The organism is Paraburkholderia sp. BR13439, from assembly GCF_040948805.1.
Taxonomy (GTDB): Bacteria; Pseudomonadota; Gammaproteobacteria; order Burkholderiales; family Burkholderiaceae; genus Paraburkholderia; species Paraburkholderia youngii.
Genome location: NZ_JBFPKN010000007.1, coordinates 166,405 through 193,392 on the forward strand (window position 1 = coordinate 166,405; position 26,988 = coordinate 193,392).

At 66.1% G+C, this 26,988-nt stretch carries 25 protein-coding genes; 7 read left to right on the top strand and 18 right to left on the bottom strand.

From position 1 onward, the window contains the following. The first annotated feature begins 143 nt into the window (after positions 1-143). Positions 144-1,082 carry a CobD/CbiB family protein gene (locus AB3X96_RS16440; protein WP_176105407.1) on the top strand — a complete coding sequence of 313 codons (939 nt, stop codon included), beginning with the start codon at positions 144-146 and terminating at the stop codon, positions 1,080-1,082. Between the two features lie 69 nt (positions 1,083-1,151). Here AB3X96_RS16440 and AB3X96_RS16445 read toward each other — a convergent pair whose 3' ends face one another. The 3 genes from AB3X96_RS16445 to AB3X96_RS16455 are packed head-to-tail and all read right to left on the bottom strand — an operon-like array spanning position 1,152 to position 3,719. Next, positions 1,152-1,472, bottom strand: a complete 321-nt coding sequence (locus tag AB3X96_RS16445) for a DUF2007 domain-containing protein (protein WP_176124218.1) — start codon at positions 1,470-1,472, stop codon at positions 1,152-1,154. Between the two features lies 1 nt (position 1,473). Next, positions 1,474-2,463 carry a ribosome small subunit-dependent GTPase A gene (gene rsgA, locus AB3X96_RS16450; protein WP_368590523.1) on the bottom strand — a complete coding sequence of 330 codons (990 nt, stop codon included), beginning with the start codon at positions 2,461-2,463 and terminating at the stop codon, positions 1,474-1,476. Next, positions 2,460-3,719: a M48 family metallopeptidase gene (locus AB3X96_RS16455; RefSeq protein WP_368590524.1), complete on the bottom strand. Its 1,260-nt coding sequence runs from the start codon at positions 3,717-3,719 to the stop codon at positions 2,460-2,462. Before AB3X96_RS16455 ends, rsgA begins: the two co-directional genes overlap by 4 nt. A 227-nt stretch (positions 3,720-3,946) precedes the next feature. Between AB3X96_RS16455 and orn the strand changes: the two genes are divergently transcribed. Next, on the top strand, positions 3,947-4,558 hold the full coding sequence (gene orn / locus AB3X96_RS16460) for an oligoribonuclease (RefSeq protein WP_152853925.1): 612 nt from the start codon (positions 3,947-3,949) through the stop codon (positions 4,556-4,558). Positions 4,559-4,596: 38 nt separating this feature from the next. Here the strand turns inward: orn and mog are convergent, their stop codons facing one another. Both mog and yjgA read right to left on the bottom strand, forming a co-directional pair. Beyond that, positions 4,597-5,238 (bottom strand): molybdopterin adenylyltransferase, encoded by a 642-nt coding sequence (gene mog, locus AB3X96_RS16465; protein ID WP_368590525.1) that lies wholly within the window; start codon positions 5,236-5,238, stop codon positions 4,597-4,599. After that, a complete protein-coding gene (gene yjgA / locus AB3X96_RS16470) occupies positions 5,219-5,827 on the bottom strand; it encodes a ribosome biogenesis factor YjgA (protein WP_368590526.1) in 609 nt (202 codons plus the stop codon). Before yjgA ends, mog begins: the two co-directional genes overlap by 20 nt. A gap of 151 nt (positions 5,828-5,978) precedes the next feature. Between yjgA and pmbA the strand changes: the two genes are divergently transcribed. After that, a complete protein-coding gene (pmbA, locus tag AB3X96_RS16475) occupies positions 5,979-7,349 on the top strand; it encodes a metalloprotease PmbA (RefSeq protein WP_368590527.1) in 1,371 nt (456 codons plus the stop codon). Between the two features lie 101 nt (positions 7,350-7,450). On the opposite strand, the gene AB3X96_RS16480 is transcribed toward pmbA, so the two are convergent. From AB3X96_RS16480 to AB3X96_RS16520, 9 genes are all read right to left on the bottom strand, one after another. Further along, positions 7,451-7,951 (bottom strand): dihydrofolate reductase, encoded by a 501-nt coding sequence (locus tag AB3X96_RS16480; RefSeq protein ID WP_018421333.1) that lies wholly within the window; start codon positions 7,949-7,951, stop codon positions 7,451-7,453. Positions 7,952-8,022: 71 nt separating this feature from the next. Continuing rightward, on the bottom strand, positions 8,023-9,582 hold the full coding sequence (locus tag AB3X96_RS16485) for a sigma 54-interacting transcriptional regulator (RefSeq protein WP_368590528.1): 1,560 nt from the start codon (positions 9,580-9,582) through the stop codon (positions 8,023-8,025). Positions 9,583-9,606: 24 nt separating this feature from the next. Next, positions 9,607-11,058, bottom strand: coding sequence for a hypothetical protein (locus AB3X96_RS16490; protein WP_368590529.1), 1,452 nt, complete (start codon positions 11,056-11,058; stop codon positions 9,607-9,609). Between the two features lie 94 nt (positions 11,059-11,152). Then, a complete protein-coding gene (locus AB3X96_RS16495; protein ID WP_368590530.1) occupies positions 11,153-11,965 on the bottom strand; it encodes a peptidase C39 in 813 nt (270 codons plus the stop codon). Between the two features lie 7 nt (positions 11,966-11,972). Beyond that, positions 11,973-12,686 (bottom strand): C39 family peptidase, encoded by a 714-nt coding sequence (locus AB3X96_RS16500; protein ID WP_368590531.1) that lies wholly within the window; start codon positions 12,684-12,686, stop codon positions 11,973-11,975. A gap of 104 nt (positions 12,687-12,790) precedes the next feature. After that, complete coding sequence (locus tag AB3X96_RS16505; RefSeq protein WP_368590532.1) at positions 12,791-14,182, bottom strand: hypothetical protein; 1,392 nt, start codon at positions 14,180-14,182, stop codon at positions 12,791-12,793. Between the two features lie 25 nt (positions 14,183-14,207). Further along, positions 14,208-14,792 (bottom strand): hypothetical protein, encoded by a 585-nt coding sequence (locus tag AB3X96_RS16510; RefSeq protein WP_368590533.1) that lies wholly within the window; start codon positions 14,790-14,792, stop codon positions 14,208-14,210. An 89-nt stretch (positions 14,793-14,881) separates the two neighbouring features. Beyond that, entirely contained in the window at positions 14,882-15,433 is a 552-nt protein-coding gene (locus AB3X96_RS16515) for a hypothetical protein (protein WP_368590534.1), read from the bottom strand. A 119-nt stretch (positions 15,434-15,552) separates the two neighbouring features. Continuing rightward, the gene (locus AB3X96_RS16520) at positions 15,553-16,029 is read right to left on the bottom strand and encodes a hypothetical protein (RefSeq protein WP_368590535.1); all 477 of its coding nucleotides are present in this window, start codon (positions 16,027-16,029) and stop codon (positions 15,553-15,555) included. Positions 16,030-16,567: 538 nt separating this feature from the next. Between AB3X96_RS16520 and AB3X96_RS16525 the strand changes: the two genes are divergently transcribed. Both AB3X96_RS16525 and AB3X96_RS16530 read left to right on the top strand, forming a co-directional pair. Continuing rightward, the gene (locus tag AB3X96_RS16525) at positions 16,568-17,962 is read left to right on the top strand and encodes a sigma-54 dependent transcriptional regulator (RefSeq protein WP_176105423.1); all 1,395 of its coding nucleotides are present in this window, start codon (positions 16,568-16,570) and stop codon (positions 17,960-17,962) included. Positions 17,963-18,212: 250 nt separating this feature from the next. Then, positions 18,213-19,184 carry a thymidylate synthase gene (locus AB3X96_RS16530; protein WP_368590536.1) on the top strand — a complete coding sequence of 324 codons (972 nt, stop codon included), beginning with the start codon at positions 18,213-18,215 and terminating at the stop codon, positions 19,182-19,184. 107 nt (positions 19,185-19,291) lie between these two features. Here the strand turns inward: AB3X96_RS16530 and AB3X96_RS16535 are convergent, their stop codons facing one another. Together AB3X96_RS16535 and AB3X96_RS16540 are read right to left on the bottom strand one after the other, a co-directional pair. Beyond that, positions 19,292-21,895 carry a DUF6600 domain-containing protein gene (locus tag AB3X96_RS16535; RefSeq protein WP_368590537.1) on the bottom strand — a complete coding sequence of 868 codons (2,604 nt, stop codon included), beginning with the start codon at positions 21,893-21,895 and terminating at the stop codon, positions 19,292-19,294. A gap of 171 nt (positions 21,896-22,066) precedes the next feature. Continuing rightward, positions 22,067-22,780 carry an ArsR/SmtB family transcription factor gene (locus AB3X96_RS16540; protein ID WP_368590538.1) on the bottom strand — a complete coding sequence of 238 codons (714 nt, stop codon included), beginning with the start codon at positions 22,778-22,780 and terminating at the stop codon, positions 22,067-22,069. A 186-nt stretch (positions 22,781-22,966) separates the two neighbouring features. Here AB3X96_RS16540 and AB3X96_RS16545 point away from each other — a divergent pair, with 186 nt between their 5' ends. Together AB3X96_RS16545 and AB3X96_RS16550 are read left to right on the top strand one after the other, a co-directional pair. Further along, positions 22,967-23,107, top strand: coding sequence for a hypothetical protein (locus AB3X96_RS16545; RefSeq protein WP_176105427.1), 141 nt, complete (start codon positions 22,967-22,969; stop codon positions 23,105-23,107). A 119-nt stretch (positions 23,108-23,226) separates the two neighbouring features. Further along, positions 23,227-23,733: an acyl-CoA thioesterase gene (locus AB3X96_RS16550; RefSeq protein WP_176105428.1), complete on the top strand. Its 507-nt coding sequence runs from the start codon at positions 23,227-23,229 to the stop codon at positions 23,731-23,733. Between the two features lie 64 nt (positions 23,734-23,797). Here the strand turns inward: AB3X96_RS16550 and fumC are convergent, their stop codons facing one another. Both fumC and AB3X96_RS16560 read right to left on the bottom strand, forming a co-directional pair. Continuing rightward, positions 23,798-25,195, bottom strand: coding sequence for a class II fumarate hydratase (gene fumC, locus AB3X96_RS16555; protein ID WP_176124199.1), 1,398 nt, complete (start codon positions 25,193-25,195; stop codon positions 23,798-23,800). A 15-nt stretch (positions 25,196-25,210) separates the two neighbouring features. Continuing rightward, positions 25,211-26,791, bottom strand: coding sequence for a phospholipase D family protein (locus AB3X96_RS16560; protein ID WP_368590539.1), 1,581 nt, complete (start codon positions 26,789-26,791; stop codon positions 25,211-25,213). Positions 26,792-26,988 lie beyond the last annotated feature (197 nt).

Here is a 26,988-nt window from a genome sequence, read left to right on the forward strand (position 1 = left end):
TGACTCGCATCGACGCGCCGACGATGCGAGTTGCGCGAACGACGCACTTGTTGGCGCTTTGTCAGCGTCCGCGTTCAGACTCATCCGACCCTGTGCTATCGTTATAAAACAATCGTAAAAACTTAAAAAGCACGGCGCATCGCATGACTTTTTTCTCCGTATTGCTGGCTCTGATCATTGAACAGGTACGCGCGCTATCGCCGAACAATCCGGTATCTGCGTTGCTTCAATACCATGCGGAGTCGGCGGCGCACGGATTCGATGCTGGCAAGCAACGTCACGGTCTGCTCGCGTGGCTCGTCGTGGTGCTACCCTGGACGCTCGCAGTCGCGCTCGTCTATTACGTGCTGTATCACATTCACTTCATGCTCGCGTTCCTGTGGAACGTCGTGGTGCTGTACTTCACGCTCGGCTTCCGGCAGTTCAGCCACTACTTCACCGACATCCATCTCGCGTTGAACAACGACGACGTGCCACGCGCGCGCGAAATCCTCAACGAATGGACCGGGCTCGAGACAGTCGACATGCCGGTCAGCGAGATCGTGCGTCACACGTTGATTCACGCGGTGGTCGCGTCGCATCGCCACGTGTTCGGCGTGTTCTTCTGGTTCCTGATTCCGGTCGGCCCTGCCGGCGCGGTGCTGTACCGTTGCGCGGAATATCTGGCGCGCGCATGGGCGCGGCCGGCCGACGACCGCACCGTCGCGTTTTCGAGCTTCGCGCAGCGCGCGTTCTTCGTGATCGACTGGGTGCCGGCGCGGCTGACGTCGCTGGGCTTTGCGATCGTCGGCAATTTCGAGGATGCGATTTACGCGTGGCGCAATCATGCGCGGCAATGGCCCGATACGAACGACGGCGTGTTGCTCGCCGCGGGCAGCGGGGCGCTCGGCGCGCGCCTGGCTGGGCCACTCGCGGAGCCGTCGAGCCTCGACGCGCTCGCCACCGGCGACGGCGGGCCGATGCAGGTCGGCGACGACTGCACGCCGCGCACGCTGCAATCGGCGGTGGGGCTCGTGTGGCGCGCGGTCGTGTTGTGGATGATCCTGCTGTTGATGTTGACCATCGCGGTGTGGCTCGCCTGAAGCGGCCACGCGCGCGCAGCACAAGAGAAAGCCGGGCGTTGCCCGGCTTTTTCAATTCCCGACGACGCCTCACCCCTTCAAAGGATCGCGCACAGTCCCGCATTGCCAGCACACGGTGAACTGCGCCTCGAGCATTTCGCCGCACTGCTGACATTGCCATAGAGGCGCGCCCGGTGCCGGTCCTCGCGACGCCGCTTCGATCAGCCGCCGCGCGACCGCCTCATCGCGTTCATCGACGAGCCACAGCTCCGGCGCGCATTGATCGGCCGGAATCTCGCCGAGCGCGCCGTTCAGATAGCGGTTATGCAGCTCGCAGGCGATGCCCGCGGTCTCCAGCACGTTGACCCAATGCTGTCCGATGATCAGGTTCGGCGCGCGCATCAGTTTCATGTCAGCGGACGATCTGGCTCGCCTCGTGCACGAGTTGCGCATAAAGCGCATGCCGTTCGCGGCGGATGCGGCCGTCGGCGACCGCTTCGAGGATAGCGCAGCCAGGCTCGTGCAGATGATGGCAGTTATAGAAACGGCAGTTCGGCAGCAGCGGCCGGAACTCGGGGAACGCGCGTTCGAGCCGGCCTTCGGTCAGATGGTGCAGGCCGAATTCCTGGAAGCCCGGCGAGTCGATCAGCGCGCCGGCCGCGCCGTTGACGTGATTCAAATCGGCCGTACCCTCCGACTGAGGCAGCGGATAAAGACGCGTGAACGTCGTCGTATGGCGCCCGCTGTTCAACGCGGTCGAGATCTCGCGCGTCGCCACTTCGGCGTCGGGAATCAGCAGGTTCACGAGCGTCGATTTGCCCATGCCGGACTGACCGAGCAGCAATGTCGCGTGACCGTGCAGATGTTCGGTCAGCGTGGCGCGTGCCGCCTCGGGCTGCATGCGGATCGACACTTCGAGCACCGGATAGCCGAGCGCGCGATACGGCTCGAGCCGCTTGCGCGCGCCATCCAGAGCAGCGGTGACGTCGATCTTGTTCAGCACGATCAGCGGCTTCAGTTCGTTCGCCTCGGCGGCGACGAGCGCGCGGCCGAGCAGATCCTCGCTGAAATGCGGCTCGGTCGCGAGCACGATCAGCAGTTGGTCGAGGTTCGCGGCGAACAGCTTCGACTTGTACTGGTCCGAGCGATACAGCAGATTGCGCCGCTCGCCAATTTCGACGATCACGCCTTGATCCGCCGAAGTCGGCTCGTAGACCACGCGATCGCCGACCGCGACCTCGCTGCGCTTGCCGCGTGGGAAACACTGTAGCAGCGCGCCGCCGTCTTCAGGGGCGACCAGATAGTGGCGGCCGTGCGCGGCCACCACGAGGCCGCCCGTGCGCGCGCCGTGCATGCCGGACCCGGCGCCGCGCGCCGCTTTCTTGGGAGCGCGGCCGCTCATGCGTGCTGCAACAGTCGGTCGATCCGCTGCGAGGCCGGCGGATGCGAGTAGTAGAACGCGGTGTAGAGCGGATCGGGCGTCAATGTCGACGCGTTGTCCTCGTACAGCTTGACGAGCGCGTTGATCAGATCGTGCGCGTCGGTTTGCGACGCGGCGAACGCGTCGGCCTCGAACTCGTGCTTGCGCGAGCTGAGGCTGCCGAGCGGCGTGACGAAGAACATGAACACCGGCAGCGCGAGGAAGAACAGCACGAGCGCGAGTCCGCTGTTGCCGCCAATGAGCGACGGCCGCACGCCGAGCCCTTCGTAGAACCATACGCATTGCGTCAGCCAGCCGAGCAGCGCGAGCATCGCGAGGCTGATCGCGAACGTGACGAGCATGCGCTTCATCACGTGACGGCGCTTGAAGTGGCCGAGCTCGTGCGCGAGCACCGCTTCGATCTCGCGGCCCGACAGGCGCGCAAGCAGTGTGTCGAAAAACACGATGCGCTTGCTCGCGCCGAAGCCGGTGAAGTACGCGTTGCCGTGCGCCGAGCGGCGGCTGCCGTCCATCACGAACAGACCCTTCGCGGCGAAGCCGCAGCGCTTCATCAGCGCCTCGATGCGGGTCACGAGCGCTTCATCCTTCAGCGGCTCGAACTTGTTGAAGAGCGGCGCGATGAAGGTCGGGAAAATCAGCAGGCCGAACATCTGGAACGCGACCCACACGACCCATGCCCACAGCCACCACAGGTTGCCCGCGCGGTTCATCAGCCACAGCACGACAAACAACAGCGGCAAGCCGAACGCGATACCGAGCAGCGCGCCCTTCAGACGGTCGAAGAAGAACAGGCTTTTGCTCATGCGATTGAAGCCGAAGCGTTGCTCGACGACGAACTGCCGGTAGTAGTCGAACGGCAGGTCTATCGCGCTCGTGATCGCGATCACAGCGGCAACCAGCGCAATCTGACCGGCATAGCCGCGGCCGAGCCAGTCGGAGATCGCGAGATCGAGCATCTGCACGCCGCCGAGCAGCGTGAGCCAGATCAGCACGGCCGCGCCGACGACGATCTCGACCATCGCGAGCCGCGTGCGCTCGACGGTGTAGTCGGCTGCGCGCTGATGCGCGGTGAGCGCGATGGTGTTCACGAACTGGCTGGGCACCTGTTCACGATGCGCGACGACGAAGCGGATCTGCCGCGACGCGAGCCAGAGTTTGGTGCCGACCATCGCGACGACGGCGACGATGAAGAGGGCGGTGAAGTACAGGGTAGGCATCCGAGGATTCCGTGGTATCTATGCGAGAATTATATGTTTCTTCCCGCCTCAGGGCGGAGATCCGGTTTAACGCGGCCGTTTAACGCATTAGCTCCGGGCAGCAGTTCAAGGCGGCGCTTCAGCGCAGCCGGCCCGGCTCGAACCGCGCGAATCCATTTCAAACGAACACATGCCGCGCCGCACGGGCTTGCAGCGAAGCCCGCGGCGCGGCCCTCAGGGTTGCCTTCATGACTGACATCCTCGCATCCACCGAACAGCCGCCGCTCGTGCGCAGCGACATGAATCTCGTCTGGCTGGACATGGAAATGACCGGGCTCGAGCCCGACACCGACCGCATCATCGAGATCGCGGTGGTGGTGACGAATTCGACGCTCGACAGGATGGTCGAAGGTCCGGTGCTCGCGATTCATCAGAGCGATGAGACGCTCGCGAAGATGGACGAGTGGAACCAGAACACGCATGGCCGCTCGGGGCTGATCGATCGGGTGAAGGCCTCGACGGTCAGCGAGGCCGACGCAACCGCGCAGATCCGCGAATTCCTCGGCCAGTACGTGCCGCCGGGCAAGTCGCCGATGTGCGGCAACTCGATCTGCCAGGACCGCCGCTTCATGGCGCGCTGGATGCCGGATCTGGAGAGCTTCTTCCACTACCGCAACCTCGACGTGAGCACGCTGAAGGAGCTGTGCCGGCGCTGGCAGCCGGTCATCTACAAGGGCTTCCAGAAGCGCGCGATGCACACCGCGCTGGCCGATATTCACGAGTCGATCGACGAACTGAAGTACTACCGCGAGCATTTCCTCGTGCCGTCGGCGCCCGACGCCGCCGCGAGCGCCAAATAAAGCGCGGGCCTGCACCTGCAGGCCCTAATCCGCCAACCTCAGTCCTGCCGCGGCGCGCGCTGCGCGCTCTTTGGCCGGAACGCCTTCACCACGTCGGCGTTGGTTTCCACGTAAGGGCCGCCGATCAGGTCGATGCAGTAGGGCACCGCCGCGAAAATTCCCGGCACCTTCACCGCGCCGTCATCGCGCAGGCCTTCCAGCGTTTCCCGGATCGATTTCGGCTGGCCGGGCAGGTTGATGATCAGCGCGGCATGCTGCGCCGTTTCGCGGATCACCGCGATCTGGCGCGACAGGATCGCGGTCGGCACGAAATTCAGGCTGATCTGCCGCATCTGCTCGCCGAAGCCGGGCATCTCCTTCGTCGCCACCGCGAGGGTCGCCTCGGGCGTCACGTCGCGGCGCGACGGGCCGGTGCCGCCGGTCGTCAGTACCAGATCGCAGCCCACTTCGTCGACCAGTTCGATCAGCGTCGCCGAGATGGTCGGCGCATCGTCGGCGATCAGCCGCGTGACGACTTGCCACGGCGAGCTCAAGGCCGCGCCGAGCCACTCCTGCAGCGCCGGAATGCCCTTGTCCTCGTATACGCCCGTCGACGCGCGGTCGCTGATCGACACGAGGCCGATCACGATTTCGTCGGGGTGGTTACGTTGCTTGCGTTGATCAGGCGTCGCGGTCGTCATCGTCGTGTTCCGGGGCGAGGTCAGCGTCTTCGGCTTCGTCGCCGGCGCCGGCGGCGTTCTTGATCCACTGGAACAGCTCGCGGAAGTAGCGCGGCGGCTTGCCCTGCTGCGCTTCCTTGCGCGCGTTGCGGATCAGCGTGCGGCCCTGCTGCGGGTCGGCGGCCGGGTGCTGGCGGATGAACTCGGTCAGTGCGGCGTCGTCGGCAAGCAGCTTTTCGCGGGTGCGCTCGATCCAGTGCAGCTTCGCCGTTTCCGTCTTGTTGACGCCGTTGTAGGTGTCGAGCGCGGTGCGCAGCGCGGCGATTTCGGTCTCCAGCAGCGAGCGCATCACGCGGCCGACGTACTGGACCTGGCGGCGCTTGCCTTCGAAGTCGGTGATGCGTCGGGCTTCGCGCACGGCTTCGTCGAGCTTTTCGGGCATCGGCATGCGCTTGAGCGCGTCTTTCGGCAGCGCGACGAGCTCCGAGCCCAGATCCTGCAACGCCTGCATTTCGCGTTTGACCTGGGACTTGCTCGGACGATCGTAGCCGTTTTCGTCGACTTCCGTGACGACCGATTCGATCGGTTGAGTGCGGGTTTTGCGTGTCATGCCGGTATTGTAACTTGCCGCGCCGGCCCGACCCGCGGCGGCGCGTACCTTGCTATGATCGCGGGATGCATTTATCCCGCACCCGCGCATCTCGCGCCGAACACGGTGCGCATACCCAGGGCCGCGCGGCCCCAACAGGACGGCAACCACAATGGCAGCAGACATGGACGTCAAGCAGCGCTTTTTTCCGCATACCCAGGATGAACTGAAGGAAATCGCCTCGGACATCCTCCGTCACGCGAAGGCGCTCGGCGGCACAGACGCCGCAACCGAAATCTCCGAGGGCGACGGCCTGTCCGTCTCCGTGCGGCGCGGCGAAGTCGAAACGATCGAGCACAACCGCGACAAGATGGTCGGTGTGACGGTGTTCATCGGCAACAAGCGCGGCAACGCGAGCACCTCGGACTTCTCGCCGCAAGCGTTGAAGGACACGGTCGCGGCCGCCTACAACATCGCGCGCTTCACCGCCGAAGACGATTGCGCAGGCCTCGCCGAAGCCGAGCTGCTCGAAACCGCGCCGCGCGACCTCGATCTGTATCACCCGTGGAATCTGTCGGCCGACGAAGCGGTCGAAATCGCGCGCCGCGCCGAAGACGCCGCGTTCGCGACTGATCCGCAGATCAAGAACTCCGAAGGCGCGAGCGTGTCGGCGCAGCATTCGCAGTTCGTGTTGGCGACCTCGCGCGGCTTCCTCGCCGGCTACCCGTACTCGCGCCACTACATCGCGTGCGCGCCGATCGCCGGCAGCGGCCGCAACATGCAGCGCGACGACTGGTACACGTCGACGCGCAGCGCCGACGAGCTCGCCGATCCGGAAGCGGTCGGCCGTTACGCGGCGCAGCGCGCGCTCGCTCGCATCGGCGCGCGCGGCCTCGATACGCGCAAGGTGCCGGTGCTGTTCGAAGCGCCGCTCGCGGCGGGCCTCCTCGGCGCGTTCGTGCAGGCGACGAGCGGCGGCGCGCTGTATCGCAAGACTTCGTTTCTGGTCGACAGCCTCGGCAAGCCGGTGTTCGCGCCGCACGTGCAGGTGGTCGAAGATCCGCACGTCGCGCGCGCGATGGGCAGCGCGCCGTTCGACGAGGAAGGCGTGCGCACGCGTCAGCGCTCGGTCGTGAAGGACGGCGTCGTCGAGGGCTACTTCCTGTCCACCTACTCGGCGCGCAAGCTCGGCATGAAGACCACCGGCAACGCGGGCGGCTCGCACAACCTGTCGCTGCTCAGCTCGGACACGCGCGCCGACGACGACTTCGAAGCGATGCTGAAGAAGCTCGGCACGGGCCTCTTGCTGACCGAGCTGATGGGGCAGGGCGTCAACTACGTGACCGGCGACTACTCGCGCGGCGCGTCGGGCTTCTGGGTCGAGAACGGCAAGATCCAGTACCCGGTCGAAGAGATCACGGTCGCGAGCACGCTACAGGAGATGTTTCGCCATATCGTCGCAATCGGCGCGGATACGATCACGCGCGGCACCAAGCAGACCGGCTCGGTGCTGATCGAGAGGATGACGATCGCCGGGCAGTAAGCCGCGCGGCGGCGCGTTCCGGCGCTGTCCCGTATCAAACGAAAACGCCACGCAGCTCAACGTTGCGTGGTGTTTTTTTATTGCATGCGTGGCGCGTGCCGTCAGACGTCCTTGCGTTGATACGTGACGAATGCGTAATCGAAGTCGTTCGGCGCATTCGAGTGATGCGCTTCGCGCGCGATTTCTTCCCACACCTGCGGGTCGATCGCGGGGAAGGTCGCATCGCCGTCGAAGTCAGCGGCGATCTCGGTGACGATCAGCTTGTCTGCGTGGCGCAGCCCTTCGTCGTACAACTCCGCGCCGCCGATCAGAAACGCCTGCGGCGCCTGGTCCTGCGCGGCGAGCGCGAGCGCTTCGTCGAGATTGGTCGCGGTGTCGCAGCCTTGAAAGCGCCGCGAGGCGTCGCGCGTGACGACGATGTTGCGGCGTCCCGGCAGTGGCCGGCCGATCGATTCATGTGTCTTGCGGCCCATGATGATTGGCGCGCCCATCGTCGTGCGCTTGAAGAACTTGAGGTCTTCGGGCAGTCGCCAGGGCAACTGGTTGTCGCGGCCGATCACGCCGTTGCTGGCGCGAGCGACGATCAGGGTGAGCGTCGTCATCGAATGGAAAGAGGAGGATAACCGGGCGATTCTACCCGACGCACCGATGCGCACCGATGCCCGCCCGCTGCTCACCCCTGCGCCGGCCCGTCCGTGGCGAGCCCTTTCTTGTCGTCGGCGCTACCCGGTTCGCGCAAACCGTGCACGCCCATCAGCCGATACAGCGTCACGCGCGAAATGTTCAGATCCACCGCCGCCTCGTTCAAGCGGTGCCGATGGCGCAGCAGCGCGGCCTCGATCGCGCGCTTCTCGGCGGCCTCGCGCGCCTGGGTGAGCGTCATGCTTTGCTGCTCGGTAAAACCGGCGAGGTCGAGGTCTTCGGCTGAGATCAGCTTGTTCTCGGCCATCACGATCGCGCGGCGCACGCGGTTGATCAGCTCGCGCACGTTGCCGGGCCAGTTGTAGTTGTAGAGCGCCTCGATCGCCGACGGCGTGAAGCCGCGAATCTTGCGCGCGTTGTCGGTCTTGAACTTGTGCAGGATGTGGTACGCGAGAATCTCGATGTCCCGCCCACGCGCGCGCAGCGGCGGCTCGTCGACGCGCAGCACGCACAGGCGATGAAACAGGTCCGCGCGGAACTGGCCGTCGCGCATCGCGCCGTCGAGATCCACGTGGGTCGCCGAGATGATGCGCACGTCGACCGGGATCGATTCGCGTCCGCCGAGCCGCTCGATCTTGCCTTCCTGCAGAAAGCGCAGCAGGCTCGCCTGGCTTTCGAGCGGCAGGTCGCCGATCTCGTCGAGAAACAGCGTGCCGCCGTCGGCCGCTTCGACTCGGCCGATCTTGCGCTGATTCGCGCCGGTAAAGGCGCCGCGCTCGTAGCCGAACAGTTCGGATTGCAGAAGGTGATGCGGAATCGCGCCGCAGTTGATCGGCATGAACGGCGCCTTGCGGCGCGGCGAGCGCTCATGGATCGCCAGCGCGGTCAACTCCTTGCCCGTGCCCGATTCGCCAGCGATGAACACGCTCGCGTCGGTGTTCGCGACCTTGCGGATCGTGCGAAAGAGCTGCTGCATCGCCTCGCAGGTGCCGACCATTTCTTCGTCGCCCGCTTCGCTGGCGGGCGGCGGGAGCTCCGGGTCGCACAGCGTGACCATGCCGAACGCGTGGCCGGCCAGATAGTCGATCGTCGCGTGCGCGACCGGCAGCTTCACGAAGTCGAAGCAGTAGTGGCGTACGAGGCGTCGCACCAGCGGATCGCTGAGCCGCTCGTTGCTCGCGAGCGCGATCCAGCCGATCTGCTGCTGACGCAGGCTCGCCTCGAGTCCACCGATGTCGCGCGGCGCGAAGCTGGCCAGATCGACGATGCCCGCGCACGTTATGTCCGGCTTCAAAAGCCGCCCGAGTTCGTGCGCCGAGCGCGCGGCCGCGACCTGCCAGCCGCGGCTTTTCAGATGCGCGATCAGCGTTTCGTCCGGGGTGCGCGCGACGTACAGCAGTTGTCGCGCGACGCCCGGCATCGCGGCGCTCGCGGGCGCGCCGGTTTCGTTGCTAGCCGGTGACCCGACGGCCGGCCCCGCGGCGACCCCGGCGGACGACACTGCGGCACGCTGCTTCGGCACCGCGAGGGACAGATGCGATCCCGCTGCCGCGACGGAAGCCACACTGCTCAGATGAGGTGATTCACGCACGTTCGACCTCGTATCGTTGACACGTCAGAAGGTGTACGGAAAGCGCACGCCGACCACGAAGTTCGGCGCGTCGGGTGTGAGTCCGATCGATACCGAGCCGTTGATGCTCAGGTGCTTGTTCACGACGTGGTTCAGGCCAAAATTCATCGCCGCGGCCGTGGTTTCGCTGCCCGGCACCTTCTGGTAGCTGCCGCCCGGCGCCTTGGTCTCCGACTCGGGCTCGAGCGCCATCGTGAACGACACGCTGGCCGAATCCTTGTCGGAGAACGCGAGCGCGACGCCGCCGCCGAACTGCACGATGTCGCCGAGCTTGACCGTCGCCGGTTCGGTTTGTCCCTGCACCGACGAGATGTCCGCGAACGAACGCGCGATGTTGTAGGTGTAGGAAACGCTGCCGAACAGCACGACCGGGTCGTAGGTCTTCAGCACCGACAGACCGGCGGTGATGTTCCAGAAACCGGTGCCGGTCGGCAGTCGGGTCGGCGCGACGAGGTTGGTGTTGTTCGCGTCGATCTGCACGACTTTTTCGCCGAACGGCGAGCTGCCGGTCGGCGCCTTCACGCGCAGACTGCCGACTACGTCCGGCAGCGCATTGGTTTCCCTGACGAACTGGTAGTAGATGCCGAAATTCACGTCGCCGATGTCGTGACTCGACACCGTCGCGTCCGACAGCGTGCTGGCTGCGCCGCCCGCGCCGCCGACGATGAAGGTGCTGCGCCGGTACACGTACGGCACGTCGACGTCGACGTTGATGCGGTCGGACACGCCGTAGCGCGTGTCGAGGTCCGCCATCACCTGGTGCGACTTGGTCTGGCCGAGGTTGATGTTGCCGAGGAAGATCGCGTCGAGCGCGAGGAAGCCCGACAACTGCAACTGGCGACGGTCGTAGTAGGTGTCGCTGATGCCGAAGTCCATCGTCAGCTTGTGGTCGAACAGCGGCGCATGCTCGCGCTGCACGACCGCCTGCTCGGCTTGCGTGCGCACCGGTTCGTTCGCGCGCTGGGTCTGGCCGACCGCGCCGCTGCCGTCGGTGGCGGCGGGCAGGCCGCCGGCGCTGGCGTTGCCCGCGTTGCTGCCGGCCGGCGTCGGCGGATTGACCGGCACGCCGGTCGCGGTGCCGGTGGTGCCCGCCGGCGCGGGCGCGCCAGGCGCGATCTGCGCGAGCGGCGGCAGCGGCACCGGCAGGCCGTCGGCGCCGGGCTGCTCGGCCACCGCGCCGCTGCCCGCGGGAGCGCCGGCGCCCGGCAGGCCACGGCCGCGTTGCGCCATCTCGAGTTCGGTGACCTGGCGTTCGAGCGAATGGATCTGCCGCTGCTGCTCGTCCACGACGCGCATCAGCGTGTTCAGACGGTCCTCCACGGATTGACCGGCGAGCGCCTGCGCGCTCGCCGGCTGAGAAAGAGCCCAAAGCATGACGGCGGCCGGAATGGCCGCGAGAGCCATGCGCGGTGCCCTGGTCGATGACACTTTTTTCATTATTTGCTCCCCCGGTGGTCCGGCCGCGCGGTCCTGACTGCGTGGCCGTCTCTTTTTTGCTTGTGGTGCAACTGGCGGGTGGCGGCCCGCTCCGTTATCTCCTGTTTTGCAGTGCCTGCAGTACGCCCAACTGACGAAGCATCGAAGCCGGCATCTGCTGGGTTTGCAGATGCAGTTGCAGGGCGTTGGCGACTTGCTGGTTATTGCCTGCGATCTGCAGCAACTGGGCGATCTGCCCGTTGCTCGGCGCGATGGTCTGGGTGGCGAGCCCAGCGGGTGTCTGCAGCGCGACGTTCACGCCGTTGCTGCCGAACGAAATGCCGGCTTTCACTGAGCCGGTCGAATTGCTGGCCGTCGCCGACGGCGCGTTGGCGGAGCCGGTCAGCGTCGCGGCGCTGTTGTTGAAGTCGATCAGCGCGGAGTTGGTGCCGCTGTTGCGATCGCCCGCGACCTGGCTAACCTGCGACACGCCGTTGACGCCGATGCTCTGGCCGCCGCGCGCCTGCGCATTCGGGTTGGCGCCCGAATCGCCGGCATGGCCGTGCGCGCCGCCGCTCACGCTCGCGAACGTGCTGACGGAACTCGTGAGCTGGCCGCCACCGTTCTGTACCGCGCTCAGCGAGCCTTGAGCGAGCGCGCTCGCGCCGTTGGGCAACTGCCATTGCGAAATGACGTTCAGCACGAAGCCGGAGATCATCGTCGCGCCGGCGTATTTGCCGGTCTGGGTCGCGAGCACGTCGTCGCCGACCAGCTGCACTCGCAGCGGCTCGGCGCCTGGCGCGGACCGTATCGAAAGTTCGGGAGCCGGTGGCGAGGCGGCGCCCTCCGAGGCATGGGCGACGCTGCTTGCGCCGCCATAGGCGATGGCGCAGAGCACGAACCCAAGCGGTGTCAGGTGTGACTTCATGGCGGGATCAGAACATGTCTGCCTTGTTCAAGCCGTACTCGAAAAAGGGCGTCGCGGCGGTGCCGGCCGCCAGCGCGGCGGCGCGCAGCTTCAGCGCGAGCGACTCGTTGTCCTGCAACAGCGGTGAATCCTCCCTGAAGGGTTTGCCGAGGACCGCGAACACGAGGCCGTTCCAGGTCTTCGCGAAGTCGTCTTCGAGCACGATGCGATTGCCGAGCGCCGGGTCCGCGATGAACACGCGGCCGTCCTGCGCATGCTTGACGATCACGAAATGCTCGTAGCCGTCGATGTTCATCAGGACCATCACGGGGATCTGAAGGTGGTGAAGCGCGTCGACGTTGACGCGAAAGCCGCGGCCGCGCAGTCCGATGGTTTCGACGAAGTGCTTCATGTCGAGCATCGAGAAGCCGTTCTTGACGACGACTTCGGGCGTCGAAAAAACCATCATCCGGCGGATCAGTTCGGTTTCCGGAATATCGATGCCGTAGCCGTACTTGAGGAGGGTGGCGAGCGCCGCCGCGCCGCAGCTGTAGTCGAACTGCTGATTGACGATGTGGTTGTAGCGCAGGTCCTTCATCGAACGGACCGTCTTCGTCAATGGCACGCCGACGAACGTGGACGTGTCGATGCTCGACTGTGCGGCGGCGTGGTCCGCGCACAGCACATAGCCTGCCAGCGCTACCGCGAACGGTAGCGCCGGGAACCCCTTGAACCCGGTCATGCTGGTCTCCTGCCCGATCCGCGCCGGCAGCTTCTATGGCTGCCGGCGCGCCCTTCCGACTGCTTTTGCTTCTTCTGCTTGCCCGTGGTCGTCGCGTCGTCGGCTTATTTGCCGCTGTTCAGCGCCGCGATGGCAAGGCCGTTGTGCTGCAAGTTGCCCGCGCCGCCGGCGATGTTCACGCCGATGTTGCCGGAGGCGCCTTTCAACGTATCGGCGCCCAGACTCGCGGTGCCCTGGAATTGCCCATGAACGACCATCGTGGCGGATTGCGAGTTGTCATCCGTCGCATCCATCGCGGTGGTCAGCGCCTTGCCCGGCGAGGTCGTCGTCACTGCGCCGGCAAGCGCGTTGTCCTGCGCGTTGCCGATGCCGGACGCGACGTTCACGCCGACGTTGCCCGTCACGCCCGACAGCGACCCGTTGCCAACCGACGCGTTCAGATTGAAGCTATGGATCGCCGCGCTGCCGCCCGAGGACTGCACGTTGAAGTCCTGCGCGTTGCCGAACACGTTGCCGACGTCGACCGAGGCGAGCGACACGTCGTTGCTCTGTGCGTTGTCGATGCCTTCCGCGATGTTGATGCCGAGGTTGCCCGACACGTTGCTGGCCGCGTTGGTGCCGGTGGTCGCGTTCAGCGTGGCGGCCCGTTCGTTGTTGATGTGCTGGGTGATCGAGCCGCGCGTCGTCACGTCGGTCGTCGCGAGGCCTTCGTCGATGCCCCATACGGCGCCGTACGCGTTGGTCGACGAAGAGCGGCTGCGCGAGTAGCTCGACGATTGCTCGCCGACCCTCGCAAAGCCGGAGCCTTCGCTCGCCTTGAAGCTCCAGGAACGGCTTTGCCCGGATGCTTCGCTCGCTTCGAAGGCGCCGGCGACGCCCGACGAGTTCGAGTAGCTCGACTCGCGATAACCGGCGTGCAGGCCGCCATGGGCGCTGAACGAGCCGCTGCCGTGCGAGGGCGTGTTGTGGTCCTGATAGCTGTAGCTGCCGCCGATCGAGCCGCCCGCCGCGATATGGCCGCCCGAATTCTGACTCGTGTGCGAGAAGCTGCCCGCGATGCCGGCTGCCTGCTGGCTCGTTTCATAGCCGCCGCTCGTCACGCTCGCACTCTGGCTGCCGTACGCATAGCCGCCCGAAGCTTCGAAGCCCTGCGCGCTCGAGTTCGACGAGGTATGGCTTTGCGTCGTGAACGCGAATGCCGTGCCGCCGCCTCTGACCGACGACCTGTTGTTGTTGATGCTCGTGGTCACGGTGCCGGTGGTGTAGGTCTGGGCCTGCGGATCGAGCGTCGCGTTGACGTTGACCATCTGATTGTTGTTGATCACCGCGTTAGCCGTGCTGGAGACATGCACGCAGCCAAACAGTCCGACCATACCCTCGACGCCGACCATCTCGCCGACGACCGTCGTATTGAACAGGTAGGCCTTCTGCGGCGCGGCAAGCACGCTGCCGGATGCGGCAATGAGAACGGCCGTGGCAATAAGAGTGCGCTTCATGATTCGCTCCGATACTTAAGTGTGGTCAGTTAAAAAAAGTGCCCGCCGGGGGACGGAGCACAAAACTGTTTGCCGTGGCATTACCGGCGCCGGCTGCCTGGTTGATCTGCACGATTCCGCTCGCGTTACGGAAGGCATCGCTGGAAATGCTTGCCTCGCGCACGCCGTGAATCGTGTTCGACCGCCCCGGACTGCCGTTTTTCGGGGCCGTCGCGGATAGCTCCCCATCCGAGACGGTCTCGACTCCGAGCGCCGCAGTCCCGATCTGGGTGCTGTTGCGCTGCAGATTCCCTGCTCCGGCCGACTGGTTCACCAGCACCGCGCCGGATGTGTTCGAAAACGCATTGGCCTCGATCGACGCTTGCGCGCGCGGCACATTCGCGAGCACCGACGCGCTTTGCACACTCGCGTTCGCGTTGCCGACGGCGGCGCCATTCGTCACCGTGATCTGGTTGATCTGCGCGTTGTCGAGGCCAGCGGTTTCGTTGACCGAGAGCGCGCCCGTCGCGCCCATGCCCGCGCCGCTGCCGATTGTCGCGGTGGCGCCGACGACCGGCACCGCCGGCGACTGCGCGTGGGCCTCGCCGGCGACGAGCGCGGCGATGCCCATGCACAGGCACGCGCAGACGCGCAGGGCAGTGCGCGCCGAAGTGAATCGCAGTGATTCGAGCGATGGCAGCGAGGGGCGCAGGCGCGTGCTCATTTCAGGCCTCCGAGTGCGCCGCCGAGCACGTTCGATAGCGGCGCGAGCGCGCCCGTCACGGACGAGCTGATCGTGCCGCCGACGCCCGTCGCCGGTCCGCCGATGCCGCCCGCGTTCAGCGGGATCGTATTGCCGGTCGCCTTGCCGGAGAGGATCTGCGTGACGGCCTGCATGCCCGTGCCGCCGAGCACGCCGCCGGCGACGACGCCGTTCGAGCCGTGCGCGTTGGTCAGATCGGTGTCGCCGACGAGCGTCGCGATCGTCGGGTCGAACGAGTTGGCCGGGAACGTGGTGGCGCGCACCGCGACCGGGTCCTGGTCGCGCGGCACGGGGACGAACGCGTCGCGCGGCGTGACGCTGCGCTCGACGATGATGTCGCCCGGATTGGCGACCTGCTCGGCATACGCATGGCTCGCGAAGCAGGCGCTGACGAGGACGCTGGCGAAGAGGGCGGTGCCGGCCAAAGCGGTGCGCGGCAAGACGGGAGCGTTGCTGAACGACGCCGCCGGCAGCCCGAGGGCGCGCGGCGTCTGGTGGTTCGTGCTCATGTCCCGGTCCCTTCTCTGTTGTTGCTTGTGTCCCGCCGTCGTGGGGCGCATCAACTTTCGCGCGGCCACCGGTCCCGCCTTCCTTGGTTATTTGCTATCGGTTCGTTGCTTCGTCCTGCTCACTTGCGCTGGTAGGTCGAGACGTTGCCCTGGGCGGCGCGTGCTGCATCGACGGGCACGGGCAGCGGCGAGGGCGGGGCGATCTCGTCCCACAAGGTCACCTGGTTGCCGCCGCCTCGCATCAGTTGTGGCGTCGCGGCGACCATCAACATGCCGACCGCGCCGCCGCGTTGCCGCGACAGCATCTGGTCGTCGAGCGAAATATCGTTCACCGATGCAGCATCGCCAGCCGGGTTCGACGCGTTGGCGGCAAGCTGACTGCCGTCCTCCGCGGCAACCGGCGAAGCGGTTTGCGGGCTGGCGGAGGCGGGGTCGGTGGCATCGTTGAAATCCGCCGGCGTGACGGAACGCGTCGGCGCGGCTGGCGTTGTCTGGGTGCCGGCACTCGCCGGCAGGGCGCTGAGCGCCAGGGCTGCGCAAATTGCGAAGAATGGTGCGCGGCGGCTTATCAGATCGATGCGGAATGCGAGTCGCATGATGTGTCTCCCTGGTGTTCGCCAATTAGCGAAACATGTGCCATCGCTCGCAATCCATTGATGCGTCTGGCGCCCACCGGCGGAATGACAACTAATGCGTTCCAAATCGGAAAAAAACGTTGCAGCCCTGAAACGGGTCAGCAGAAAATACCTATAATTCGATAATCGGTAAGGTACGAACTACCGTCGCCGGAACGCCACGAAAAGCGCTTCCACTAATGTTTTATTTGTCGGCTGAATATAGGGCGATCGGCCGCTAAACCATGATGGGCAAGGGGTCCATCGATTAAATTCGCATAATTGTTTTCGAAGCGGCGCACGTATAGTAAGCTCTCGAAAACAGCTTCAGATTTAAAAAAGGCCCATATCAGGCCGTCTCAAACACACACGCCGCTTTCTTGGGGATCAGCTGTCCGCACGGAATGGAATGGCCGTTCGGGTTTTGCGATTCGCGAATCCCGGACGAGTCAGCGTGTCTGAACCGCAGTTTCAGGTGCATGCGTCGTCCTTAACGTTCGTTGACGAGAGGATCTGAATAATGGAACCCGCAGCGCGGCAACTGATTTACGTTTCGCGTGACCCGAGCGCGGAACTGAATACGCGTTTTATGCAGCGTGGCTGGCATGTGGAAGTCGTGGGATCGGCGCGCGATGCGCGCCGGGCAGTGCGCACCGGCTCGGCAGCTGGCGGCCTGCTCGATTTGTCCAGTGATTTCCAGCCGCACGAAATCGCCGCTTTCGAATCCTGTTTGACCATGCCGAACGTCGGCTGGGTCGCTGCCACTGCGCCAGGCCAACTGCAAGACGCCGCGTTGCGCCGGCTCGTGCGCGACTACTGTTTTGATTATGTGACGGTGCCGTCTTCTGGCGACCGTATCGTCGACTCGGTCGGTCATGCGTACGGCATGATCTCGCTGAGCGACACGACCCCGCACGACGGCTTGCAAGGCGCCGAGGGCGAGATGGTCGGCTCGTGCGACGCGATGCTCGCGCTGTTCCGCTCGATCCGCAAGGTCGCGATGACCGACGCGCCGGTGTTTATCTCCGGCGAATCGGGCACCGGCAAGGAGCTGACGGCGGTCGCGATTCATGAACGCTCGGCGCGGCGCAACGCGCCGTTCGTACCAATCAATTGCGGCGCGATTCCGCCGCATCTTCTGCAATCGGAACTGTTCGGCTACGAGCGCGGTGCGTTCACCGGCGCGAACCAGCGCAAGATCGGCCGAGTCGAAGCGGCCAACGGCGGCACGCTGTTTCTCGACGAAATCGGCGATCTGCCGCTCGAAAGCCAGGCGAGCCTGTTGCGCTTCCTGCAGGAGCGCAAGGTCGAGAGGCTCGGCGGACATACCGCGATCGATGTCGACGTGCGCATCATTTCGGCGACGCACGTGGACATGACCGCGGCGATGATCGAAGGACGCTTCCGTTCCGACCTGTATCACCGCCTCTGCGTGCTACAGATCGACGAGCCGCCGCTGCGTGCGCGCGGCAAGGACATCGAGCTGCTCGCGCGGCACATGCTCGAACGTTTCAAGAAGGATGCCAGCCGCCGTCTGCGCGGCTTCGCGCCCGACGCGATCGCCGCGCTTCATAACTACGGCTGGCCCGGCAACGTCCGCGAGCTTATCAACCGGGTGCGGCGCGCGATCGTGATGTCGGAAGGACGCGCCATCACCGCGCGCGACCTCGAACTCGCCGAATACGTCGAGATCGTGCCGGTGTCGCTCGCGCAGGCGCGCGAAGCGGCGGAACGTCAGGCGATCGAGCTTGCGTTGCTGCGGCATCGCGGGCGGCTCGGAGACGCGGCACAGGAGCTCGGCATCTCGCGGGTGACGCTGTACCGGCTGCTGTGCTCGCACGGCATGCGCCATATGGAAGGCGAGCCGATGTCGGCGCCGCACGGCGATTTGCCGGCGTCGGTGCAGCATCTGTAAGCGGCGAGGCTGGCGACGCGGCTTGTGAAGGTCTGGCGCGTCGCCTCGAAGCACTTTTGCGTGCACCTGTTTGCCGCTCGCATATATCGCGTACCCCGGCGTTTTCCTTTCCGTCTGATATTCCCCCTCGATTTTTCCCATGCGGCGCGCCATGCCCCGGCGTCGTCCGGTCGCGCTTGTTAGAATTGGGCTTTGCTCAATTCTGTGAGCGCGCCTGATCGGGTTCGCGCCGCGCGTCGAAGGAAACCGCATGAAACAATATCTGGACCTCGTCCGCACGATTCTCGATACCGGCACGTGGCAGGAAAACCGCACCGGCATCCGCACCATCAGCATGCCCGGTGCGATGCTGCGCTTCGATCTGCAGCAGGGCTTCCCCGCGGTCACGACGAAAAAGCTCGCGTTCAAGTCGGCGATCGGCGAGCTGGTCGGGTTCCTGCGTGCCTCGCGCAGCGCCGCGGATTTCCGCGAGCTCGGCTGCAAGGTGTGGGACGGCAACGCGAATCAGAACGCGCAGTGGCTCGCCAATCCGTATCGCGAGGGCCCCGATGATCTCGGTGACGTGTACGGCGTGCAATGGCGCAAGTGGCCGGCCTACAAGGTGCTCGACGCCAGCGCGAGCGCGCAGCTGGCCGACGCGCAGGCGCGCGGTTTTCGCGTGATCACGCAGTTCGACGAAGATGGCCGCTCGAAGGTACTGCTTTACAAGGCGATCGACCAACTGCGCCAGTGTCTCGACACGATCATGCAGAACCCCGCCGATCGACGGATTCTGTTCCATGCCTGGAATCCGGCCGTGCTCGATCAGATCGCGCTGCCGGCTTGCCATCTGCTGTACCAGTTCCTGCCGAACGCGACGCGCCGCGAAATTTCGCTGTGTTTGTATATTCGCAGCAACGACGTCGGGCTCGGCACGCCGTTCAATCTGACCGAGGGTGCGGCGCTGCTGCACCTGGTCGGACGGCTGACGGGCTATACGCCGCGCTGGTTCAGCTATTTCATCGGCGATGCGCACATCTACGAGAATCAGCTGGATATGCTGCATCAGCAGCTCAAGCGCGAGCCGTACGATAGTCCGCGGCTCGCGATTTCCGATCGGGTGCCCGACTACGCGAAGACCGGGGTGTACGAGCCGGAATGGCTCGAGAAAATCGAGCCGGCGGATTTCTCGCTGATCGGCTATCAGCATCACGAGCCGCTGACGGCGCCAATGGCGATCTGATGTCGGTGGAAGCGGGGCGATAGCGTTCGCTCCCGTCCGATATAGAAAAGCCCCGCGATGGCGTGTGTCGCGGGGCTTTTTCGTTGCCGGAACGGCAGGTGTCCTGCTCAGCTCCTGTGATGGTCGTCGCGATTGCCGCCGCCCTGGTGCTGCTCGGCGTGCTGCGGTTGCGGCTGGGGTTGCGGACGTGGCTGCTGCACTGGCTGGGGCCGCGGTTCGGGGCGTGGCTGCTGCATCTGCATCTGCGGACGCGGCTCTGGCCGGGCTTGCGGCACCGGCATCGGCTGTGGACGCGGCTCGAAATGCGGCTGCTGCGCCTGCTGGAATTGCGGCTGGGGCCGAGGAGCTTGCGGCATCGGCTGCGGACGCGGCTCGAAATGCGGCTGCTGCGCCTGCTGCAACTGCGGCTCGGGCCGAGGGGCTTGCGGCATCGGCTGCGGATGCGATTCGAAATGCGGCTGTTGCGCCTGCTGCATTTGTGGTTCGGCACGCGGTTGCTGCGGCGGGACGGCGCGCGGCGCCTGTTGCATCGCAGGCGGATGCCAGTTCGACCCACGCGCCTGTTGCTGCGCGGCCGGGTTTTCCGGCGGATGCGGCACACCGGACTGCGGCGCTAAGCTCGGCTGTTGCGGGTGGCCGGGCTGTTCCATGCGCGGCGCCCGCTGCGCCATCGGCGGATGCGGCTGCGTCCATGCGGGCTGAGACCTGCCGACCGCGCCCCATTCCTGCGGCGCGCCGTGCTGCCCTGCGTGCGCTGCCGCGTCGGCTGGATTAGCGCCGACTGCTTGCGGTGGCCGCGGCACACCGTTCGACGGACGGCCCAGATTGCCCACGAGCCCGCTCTCGCCGGGCTGCGGCGGACGCCCGTTGCCGACCATCTGCGGCGGCATGCCCGCACGCGCTTGCGGAGGCGCCTCGCCACGCGGCACCACGGCGCCAGCTTCGCCGGGCCGCTGACCGGCCTGTTCGACGCCATGCGGCGCGTTGCCGCCCATTGCGCCAGGTGTACCAGGCGCACCTGCCGCCATCCCCGGCGGACGTCCCGGCACATGCGATTGCACGACCCGCACGTTCGCCATCGGCAGCGCGCCAGGTGCACCGGTCATATGCGCGGGTACCGAGGTGCGCACGACCGGCTGGCCGCCGCCGGGCACCCGGCCGCCGCTTTGCGCGAAGCGCTGCGCGAGTTCGTCGTGGAAAGCGGCGGGCATGACGGGATTGCGGGTCGCGACGACCGGCCGGCCGGCGACGCTCGCCGGTGGCCGATAGTTCGCGCGCCGCAGATCCGACCCGAAGCTTTCGCGCACCGGCGCGATCCCCGGTGCGCCCGGATTGATTCGCGCGTTGCGCCACTGCGCCGGGTCGACCTTCTGCGAGAAGCGTCGGACCGGCTGACCGTGCACGAACGCGGTCGCCGGCACGGCCGTCACACAGCCCGGCACGCGATAGTTCACGTACGTGTTCACGTTGCGGTGGTAGTCGTTGTAGATCGTCGCGCGGTTCACGCGGTTGTAATAACCGGCGCTCCAGCGATCGTGATCGCCCCAATGCGGATGCCACGGCTCGCCCGGCCCGAGCGGAAACCACGCGACCCCCGCCGCGATGACGCCGCCGACCGCCAGGTTGACACCCCAGTCGGCGCCGCCGTCGTCATCACCGACGAACGCGACCAGCGCCGGCGCGTAGGACGGCGCCACGTCCGCTTCGAGCGGACCTGGCACCCAGGCCCACGCGCCGTCGATGTCGGCCCAGCGGCCGTAGTGGTACGGCGCGAAGCCCCAAGGCTGGTCGTCGACCCAGGTCCAGCCCCACGGCGCCTGCCAGACCCAGTGGCCGTCGTGATACGGCGCCCAGCCGGCCGGCGTCGCGTTCGGCACCCACACTGCGCCGTACTGCGGCGTCTCGCGCCATGTGCCGTTGGCATCGAGATCCTCGTAGCCGGGGATGTCGCGCGACACGTAGCGCGCCGACGGCGAGCGGTCTTCGGTGGCGTCGCGGCTGGCGGCCCATTGGTCGAGCTCGTCGGCGGCGGGCGCGCGGTTGTCGGCGAGTTGCTGCAGGTTGGTGCCGGCAAAGCGGATCTGCTGACCCGCCGCAATCGGCACCTGGCCGCCGTCGCCGTAAGCGATTGCGCTGCCGCTGCGCACGGTGACGGTCGTGCTGCTGCCGTCGGGCGCGACGTCGACGCGGTAGTCGCCGGGACCGTTCACGCCGAGCGCAAGATTCGGCGTGTCGATTTCATACGACGACCCCGGCGCGAGTTCGCGCACGCGTGTCGACAGCGTGCCTTGCGCGACTTTCAGTTGCGCGGTCGAGTCGTCGAGGTTGAGCACGTCGAGGCTCGTGTTCTGGCCGAGGCGCACCGCGGTCGAGCCGATGTGCAGCTCGGAGCGGGCGTTCCGGTCGTTCCACAGCTGGTCGCCGGTCGTCAGCGGCCGATTGATCTGGGCATACGACCAGTCGGTCGCGCCGGCGGGCTCGGTGGTCACGGCCCCGGCCGTGTAGTTCAGACGCGCGATGCGCCCAGGCGGATCGCCCCCGGACGCTTCGCCGCCCGACCCGACGGCTACCGCGGCTGGTGGCGCAGGTGGCGCTTCCTGCGCGAGAGCGGTTTGCGCGGCGAGCGCGACGACCGCGGCCGCGATCAGCGTATAGCCGCTGATCCGGCGATGAATCCCCGCTTGCCGCACGGGTTGCTTGGCGTGTGTCATGACTGATCTCCGGCGGACGCGGCAATCGGCCGGGTCCGTTCAGTCACTGTACCTGCCGCCTATGTTTCAAGGCCCGCACATTTGTAAGGTGGATTCGCTCGCCTGTAACAAAAGGTCTCGCGCGGGTCTCGCGTGGGTCCCGCGGCTCCGCGGCAAAGCCTGTTCAGCGGTCTATCCGGCCAGAAACGCATCGAATTGCTGATGGCCGGCCGGCGTGACGCGCAGCACGCGCGGCCGCTCCGTCCGCTCGACCCAGCCATGCGCCGACCACGCGTCGAGCAACGCCGCGCCGAGCGCGCCGCCCAGATGCGGCCGGCGCATGCTCCAGTCGAGGCAGGTGCACGCGAAGCGCCGCCGCCGGGTCTTCTGCGCGGCGAGGTCGATGCCCCAGTCGGCGAAGCGGGCGGCGCCCTGCGCGGTCGCTTCGAGCGAGGCGCCGTTTTGCGTCAGCAACCCGCGCTCGAGCATGCGCTCGAATATCCGCACCGACAGCTCGCCGGCCATGTGGTCGTAGCAGGTGCGCGCAAAGCGCATTTCCAGCGGCACGGTGCGTGCCGGACGCGGCACGGAGCGCTGCGGCGCGCTGACTTGCGCGACGTTCGCGAGTGCTTCGATCGATGCGGCGATGTCCGCCGACGCGATACGGAAATAGCGATGCCGGCCGCGCACTTCGAGCGCGAGCAGCCCGCCGTCGGTGAGCCGTCCGAGATGGGCGCTCGCCGCCGATGGCGACAGCCCCGCGATCATCGTCAGTTCGCCCGCGGGGCGCGCGCTGCCGTCCATCAGCGCCCACAGCATCGCGGCGCGGCCGGGATCGGCGAGTAGCGCGCCGATGCGGCTCAGGCCGGGGAAGTGGTTCTGGTCGTCCAAGAGGGGGGCGGTCATCGCGAATCTCCTGAAGGGGCGGCAAAGTGCGCCGCCACGATTCCTACTCTACGCGCAGCAGGTATTCGATGTTTCAGCTTTGCATGAACAATCAATGTGAAGGACGTGTCACGCTCGCCCGCGTTCCCGCGCCGTCTCGTGCCGCCAGGCTAGAATCGAAGCCTGTTCTGGCAGGAATTCGATGTGATGAAAACGCTTCTGGCCGTCGCCGCGACGGTTCTGCTGTTTACCGCCTGCGCAGGGGGCGGAGCCGGCTCGGGCTCGGCCGGCAGCGGCAGCATCAGCATGTACGGCACCATCGACCAAGGGATCACCTTTCACAACTAGGCCGACCGCCGGCCCATCGGCGTGCCGCGCGCCGCGTCTTCCATGCGACGCCGCGCCGCGCGCAATATTGCGCTCGTATAATCGCCTCCTTTCAATGCATCCGATTGACCGGAGTCAAGATGAGCACTGTTCCCACCGCACCGCTGGACCGTTCGGAAACCACCTTCCGCTTTCTCGCCGAGCCGACCTCGGTCAACTTCGGCGGCAAGGTGCACGGCGGCGCGCTGATGAAGTGGATCGACGAAACCGCCTACGCATGCGCGGCGGTATGGTCGGGGCGCTATTGCGTGACGGTCAGCGTCGGCAATATCCGTTTTCGTCGGCCGATTCTCGTCGGCAATCTGGTCGAACTGCGCGCGCGCGTCGTCGCCACGGGCCGCACCAGCATGCACATCCACGTGTCGGTGCACGCGGGCGACCCGAAGGGCGGTGAACTGCTGCAGACCACCGACTGTCTCGTCGTGATGGTCGCCGTCAACGAGAACGGCCATCCGGTGCCGGTCCCGGCCTTCTTGCCGGAGACCGAGGAGCAGAAGCGCCTCGCCAGGTACGCGATGGACGTGAAGGAAGCGCTCGACGCGATCGTCGAACTGAAGCCGGAAGAAGTCGCGCAGGGAAAAATCTGAGCGCAGCGAGGCGGCGCGCGGCGCGCCCGTTTGCGCGCCATCTGTCACGCCGCCTCGCGGAGCATCATGCCGTGCGTCCGACCATATCGTTCGGTCGCACCCACTCGTCGAACTGCTGCTCGGTGACATAGCCGAGCGCCAGTGCCGACGCCTTCAGCGTCGTGCCTTCCTTGTGCGCCTTTTTCGCGATCTGCGCGGCCTTGTCGTAGCCGATGTGCGGATTGAGCGCCGTGACCAGCATCAGCGATTCGTTCAGCAAGGTATCGATGCGCTCGTGATTCGGCTCGATGCCGACCGCGCAGTTGTCGTTGAAGCTCTGCGCGCCATCGGCGAGCAGGCGCACCGACTGCAGCAGGTTGTGCGCGATCATCGGCCGGAACACGTTCAGCTCGAAGTTGCCGCTCGCGCCGCCGATGTTCACCGCGACGTCATTGCCGAACACCTGTGCGCACAGCATCGTCAGTGCTTCGGACTGGGTCGGATTGACCTTGCCCGGCATGATCGAGCTGCCCGGCTCGTTTTCGGGGATCGACAGCTCGCCGAGACCGCAGCGCGGGCCGCTCGCGAGCCAGCGGATGTCGTTGGCGATCTTGTTCAGGCTCGCCGCTACCGTTTTGAGCGCGCCGTGCGCGAAGACGAGCGCGTCGGCCGCGGCCATTACCTCGAACTTGTTCGGCGCCGACACGAACGGCAAACCGGTCAGCTTGCCGATCGCGGCGGCGACGCTGTCGGCGAACTTCGGATGCGCGTTCAGTCCCGTGCCGACCGCGGTGCCGCCCTGCGCGAGCTCGTACAGGTGCGGCAGCGCCGACTCGACGTGCCGGATGCCATGCTCGAGCTGCGCGACATAGCCGGAGAATTCCTGGCCGAGCGTGAGCGGCGTCGCATCCTGCAGGTGCGTGCGGCCGATCTTGACGATATCGGTAAACGCTTTCGCCTTGCCGTCGAGCGTATCGCGCAACGTTTTCAGCGCGGGCAGCAGATGCTTGACGATCGCGTCCGCGGCGGCCACGTGCATCGCGGTCGGAAACACGTCGTTCGACGACTGCCCGCGATTCACGTCATCGTTCGGATGCACCTTGCGCGCTTCGCCGCGCTCGCCGCCGAGCAGTTCGCTCGCGCGGTTCGCGATCACCTCGTTGAGGTTCATGTTGGTCTGCGTGCCCGAGCCGGTCTGCCAGACCGCGAGCGGAAATTCGCCCGGATGCTTGCCGTCGATGATCTCGTCGGCCGCCTGCATGATCGCGCGCGCCTTCTGCTCGTCGAGCACCCCGAGGCCGAGATTGACTTCGGCGGCCGCGCGCTTGATCACCGCGAGCGCGGTGATCAGTTCGGGCGACTGCTTTTCCGTCGAGATCTTGAAGTTCTGCAGCGAGCGCTGCGTCTGCGCACCCCACAGGCGAGCGTTCGGCACCGCGATTTCGCCGAAGGTGTCGCGCTCCATCCGTACGTCTTCAGTCATGGTTGACTCCGCGTCTCAAAGTTCCGAGTTGACAGGCAATAAGGAGAATAGACCGGTTAGCACATTCCGGTAAAAACCGGCCTGCGGATCGAAAATGTAGGTGCGTGTCTCGCCGTTCTCGACGTCGGTCCAGACGAGCGGCGACAGCGGCGCGCCGATCGAGCGCAGATAGGCGAGCTGGGCCGAGTCGGCGAGCGTTACGTGGTAGCTCTGCTCCGGCTGGGTCCCGCGCTCGAAGATTCTCGCGACCTGATTCGCCAGTTCGGGGCTGTGGATCACGAGCGCCAGCTCGGTGTTCAGATTGGCCGAGCGCGGATCGAGGTTCATCGAGCCGATCACGAGTATCTGGTGGTCGATCACGTAGGCTTTCGCATGCAGGCTCGCGCGCGAACGCGAGCCGACCAGCCCGACGTTCGGCGTTTCCTGGCGCGGCCTGAATTCGTACAGCTCGACACCGGCCTTCAGCAGCGGCACGCGAAACGGACTGTAGCCGGCCTGCACGGCGACCGCGTCGGTGGCTGCGAGCGAGTTGGTCAGCACCGCGATACGGATGCCGCGATGCGTGAGCTCGCTGGCTGCCTGCACCCCCGCGGCGTGCGGCACGAAGTAGGGCGACACGATCAGGAAATCGTGCTGCGCGTCGCGCATCAGTTCGCGCAGCCGCGCGAGCGGCGGGCTCACGTAGTCCGGCGACGGATGCTCGATCTTCTCCGGCAGGTCCACCCTGAATTCCGCGTCCGCCCAGGTGAGGCCGAGCTGCTCGCTCGTGATCTGCGCGGCAAGCGGCGTTGCGTTCAGCGGTTTCGCGTTGTACGGATCGGCGTTGGAGCGCCAGTGATGGCGCAGGTCGTCGCGCGTCTGGTCGAGTTCCTTCTGGTCGAACTTCTGCTTGTTCAGCGCACGCAGCGGATAGGCGAGCTCGCTGTTCCAGTAGTCGTCGAAACTCGCGGAGACGTCGGCGACGAGCGGGCCCGCCGCGAGCACGTCGAGGTCGCGGAACTGCAGCGTTTCACTCGCGCTGAAGTACTCGTCGCCCAGGTTGCGACCGCCGACGATCGCAAGCTGGTTGTCCGCGATCATCGCCTTGTTGTGCATGCGGCGCGTGAAGTGGCCGATCTGCGTGAACAGGTTCGCGGTGCGCTCGAACAAGCCTTCCTGCGCGCTGCCGAACGGGTTGAATACGCGGATCTCGATGTTCTCGTGCGTGTCCAGGCCCGCCATGATGCGGTCGATGTCCTTGAAGTTCAGGTCATCGACCAGCATGCGCACCCGCACGCCGTGATCGGCCGCATATAACGCGGCGCCGAGCAGCAGCTTGCCGGTGGTGTCCTCGTTGGCAATGTAGTACTGCATGTCGAGGGTTTTGGTCGCCGCGCGCGCGAGCGCGATGCGCATCTGCAGCGCGTCGGTGCCGTTCGCCAGCACACGGAAACCCGACTGCTCCGGATGCTTCGCCTCGAGCGGCGCGAGCGCTTCGCGCAGCGGCGTATCGGCGGTGGCCGGCAGCGCGTGCGTCACCTGGCGGTCGAACGCGGTGGCGGGCGGCTTCGTCGCGCAGGCGGTCAAAAATGCCGCCGCGCAACAGAGCAGGAACATTTGCCTCGTTGTGCTGACTATCGAGCGGCGGCGCGCGGCCCGCCGATGTTGTTCGAATTGGCCCTGCACGCTGTTTTCCCCTTGTTGCAAGCTTTTCGCGTGGCGACAGCGAAGGCCTGTGCACGCTGTCGAGAAAACCATTCTAAGGGAATTGGGGCGGGTTCCGCGTACGTCGGCAAACGCAGCGGAGTGCCGCG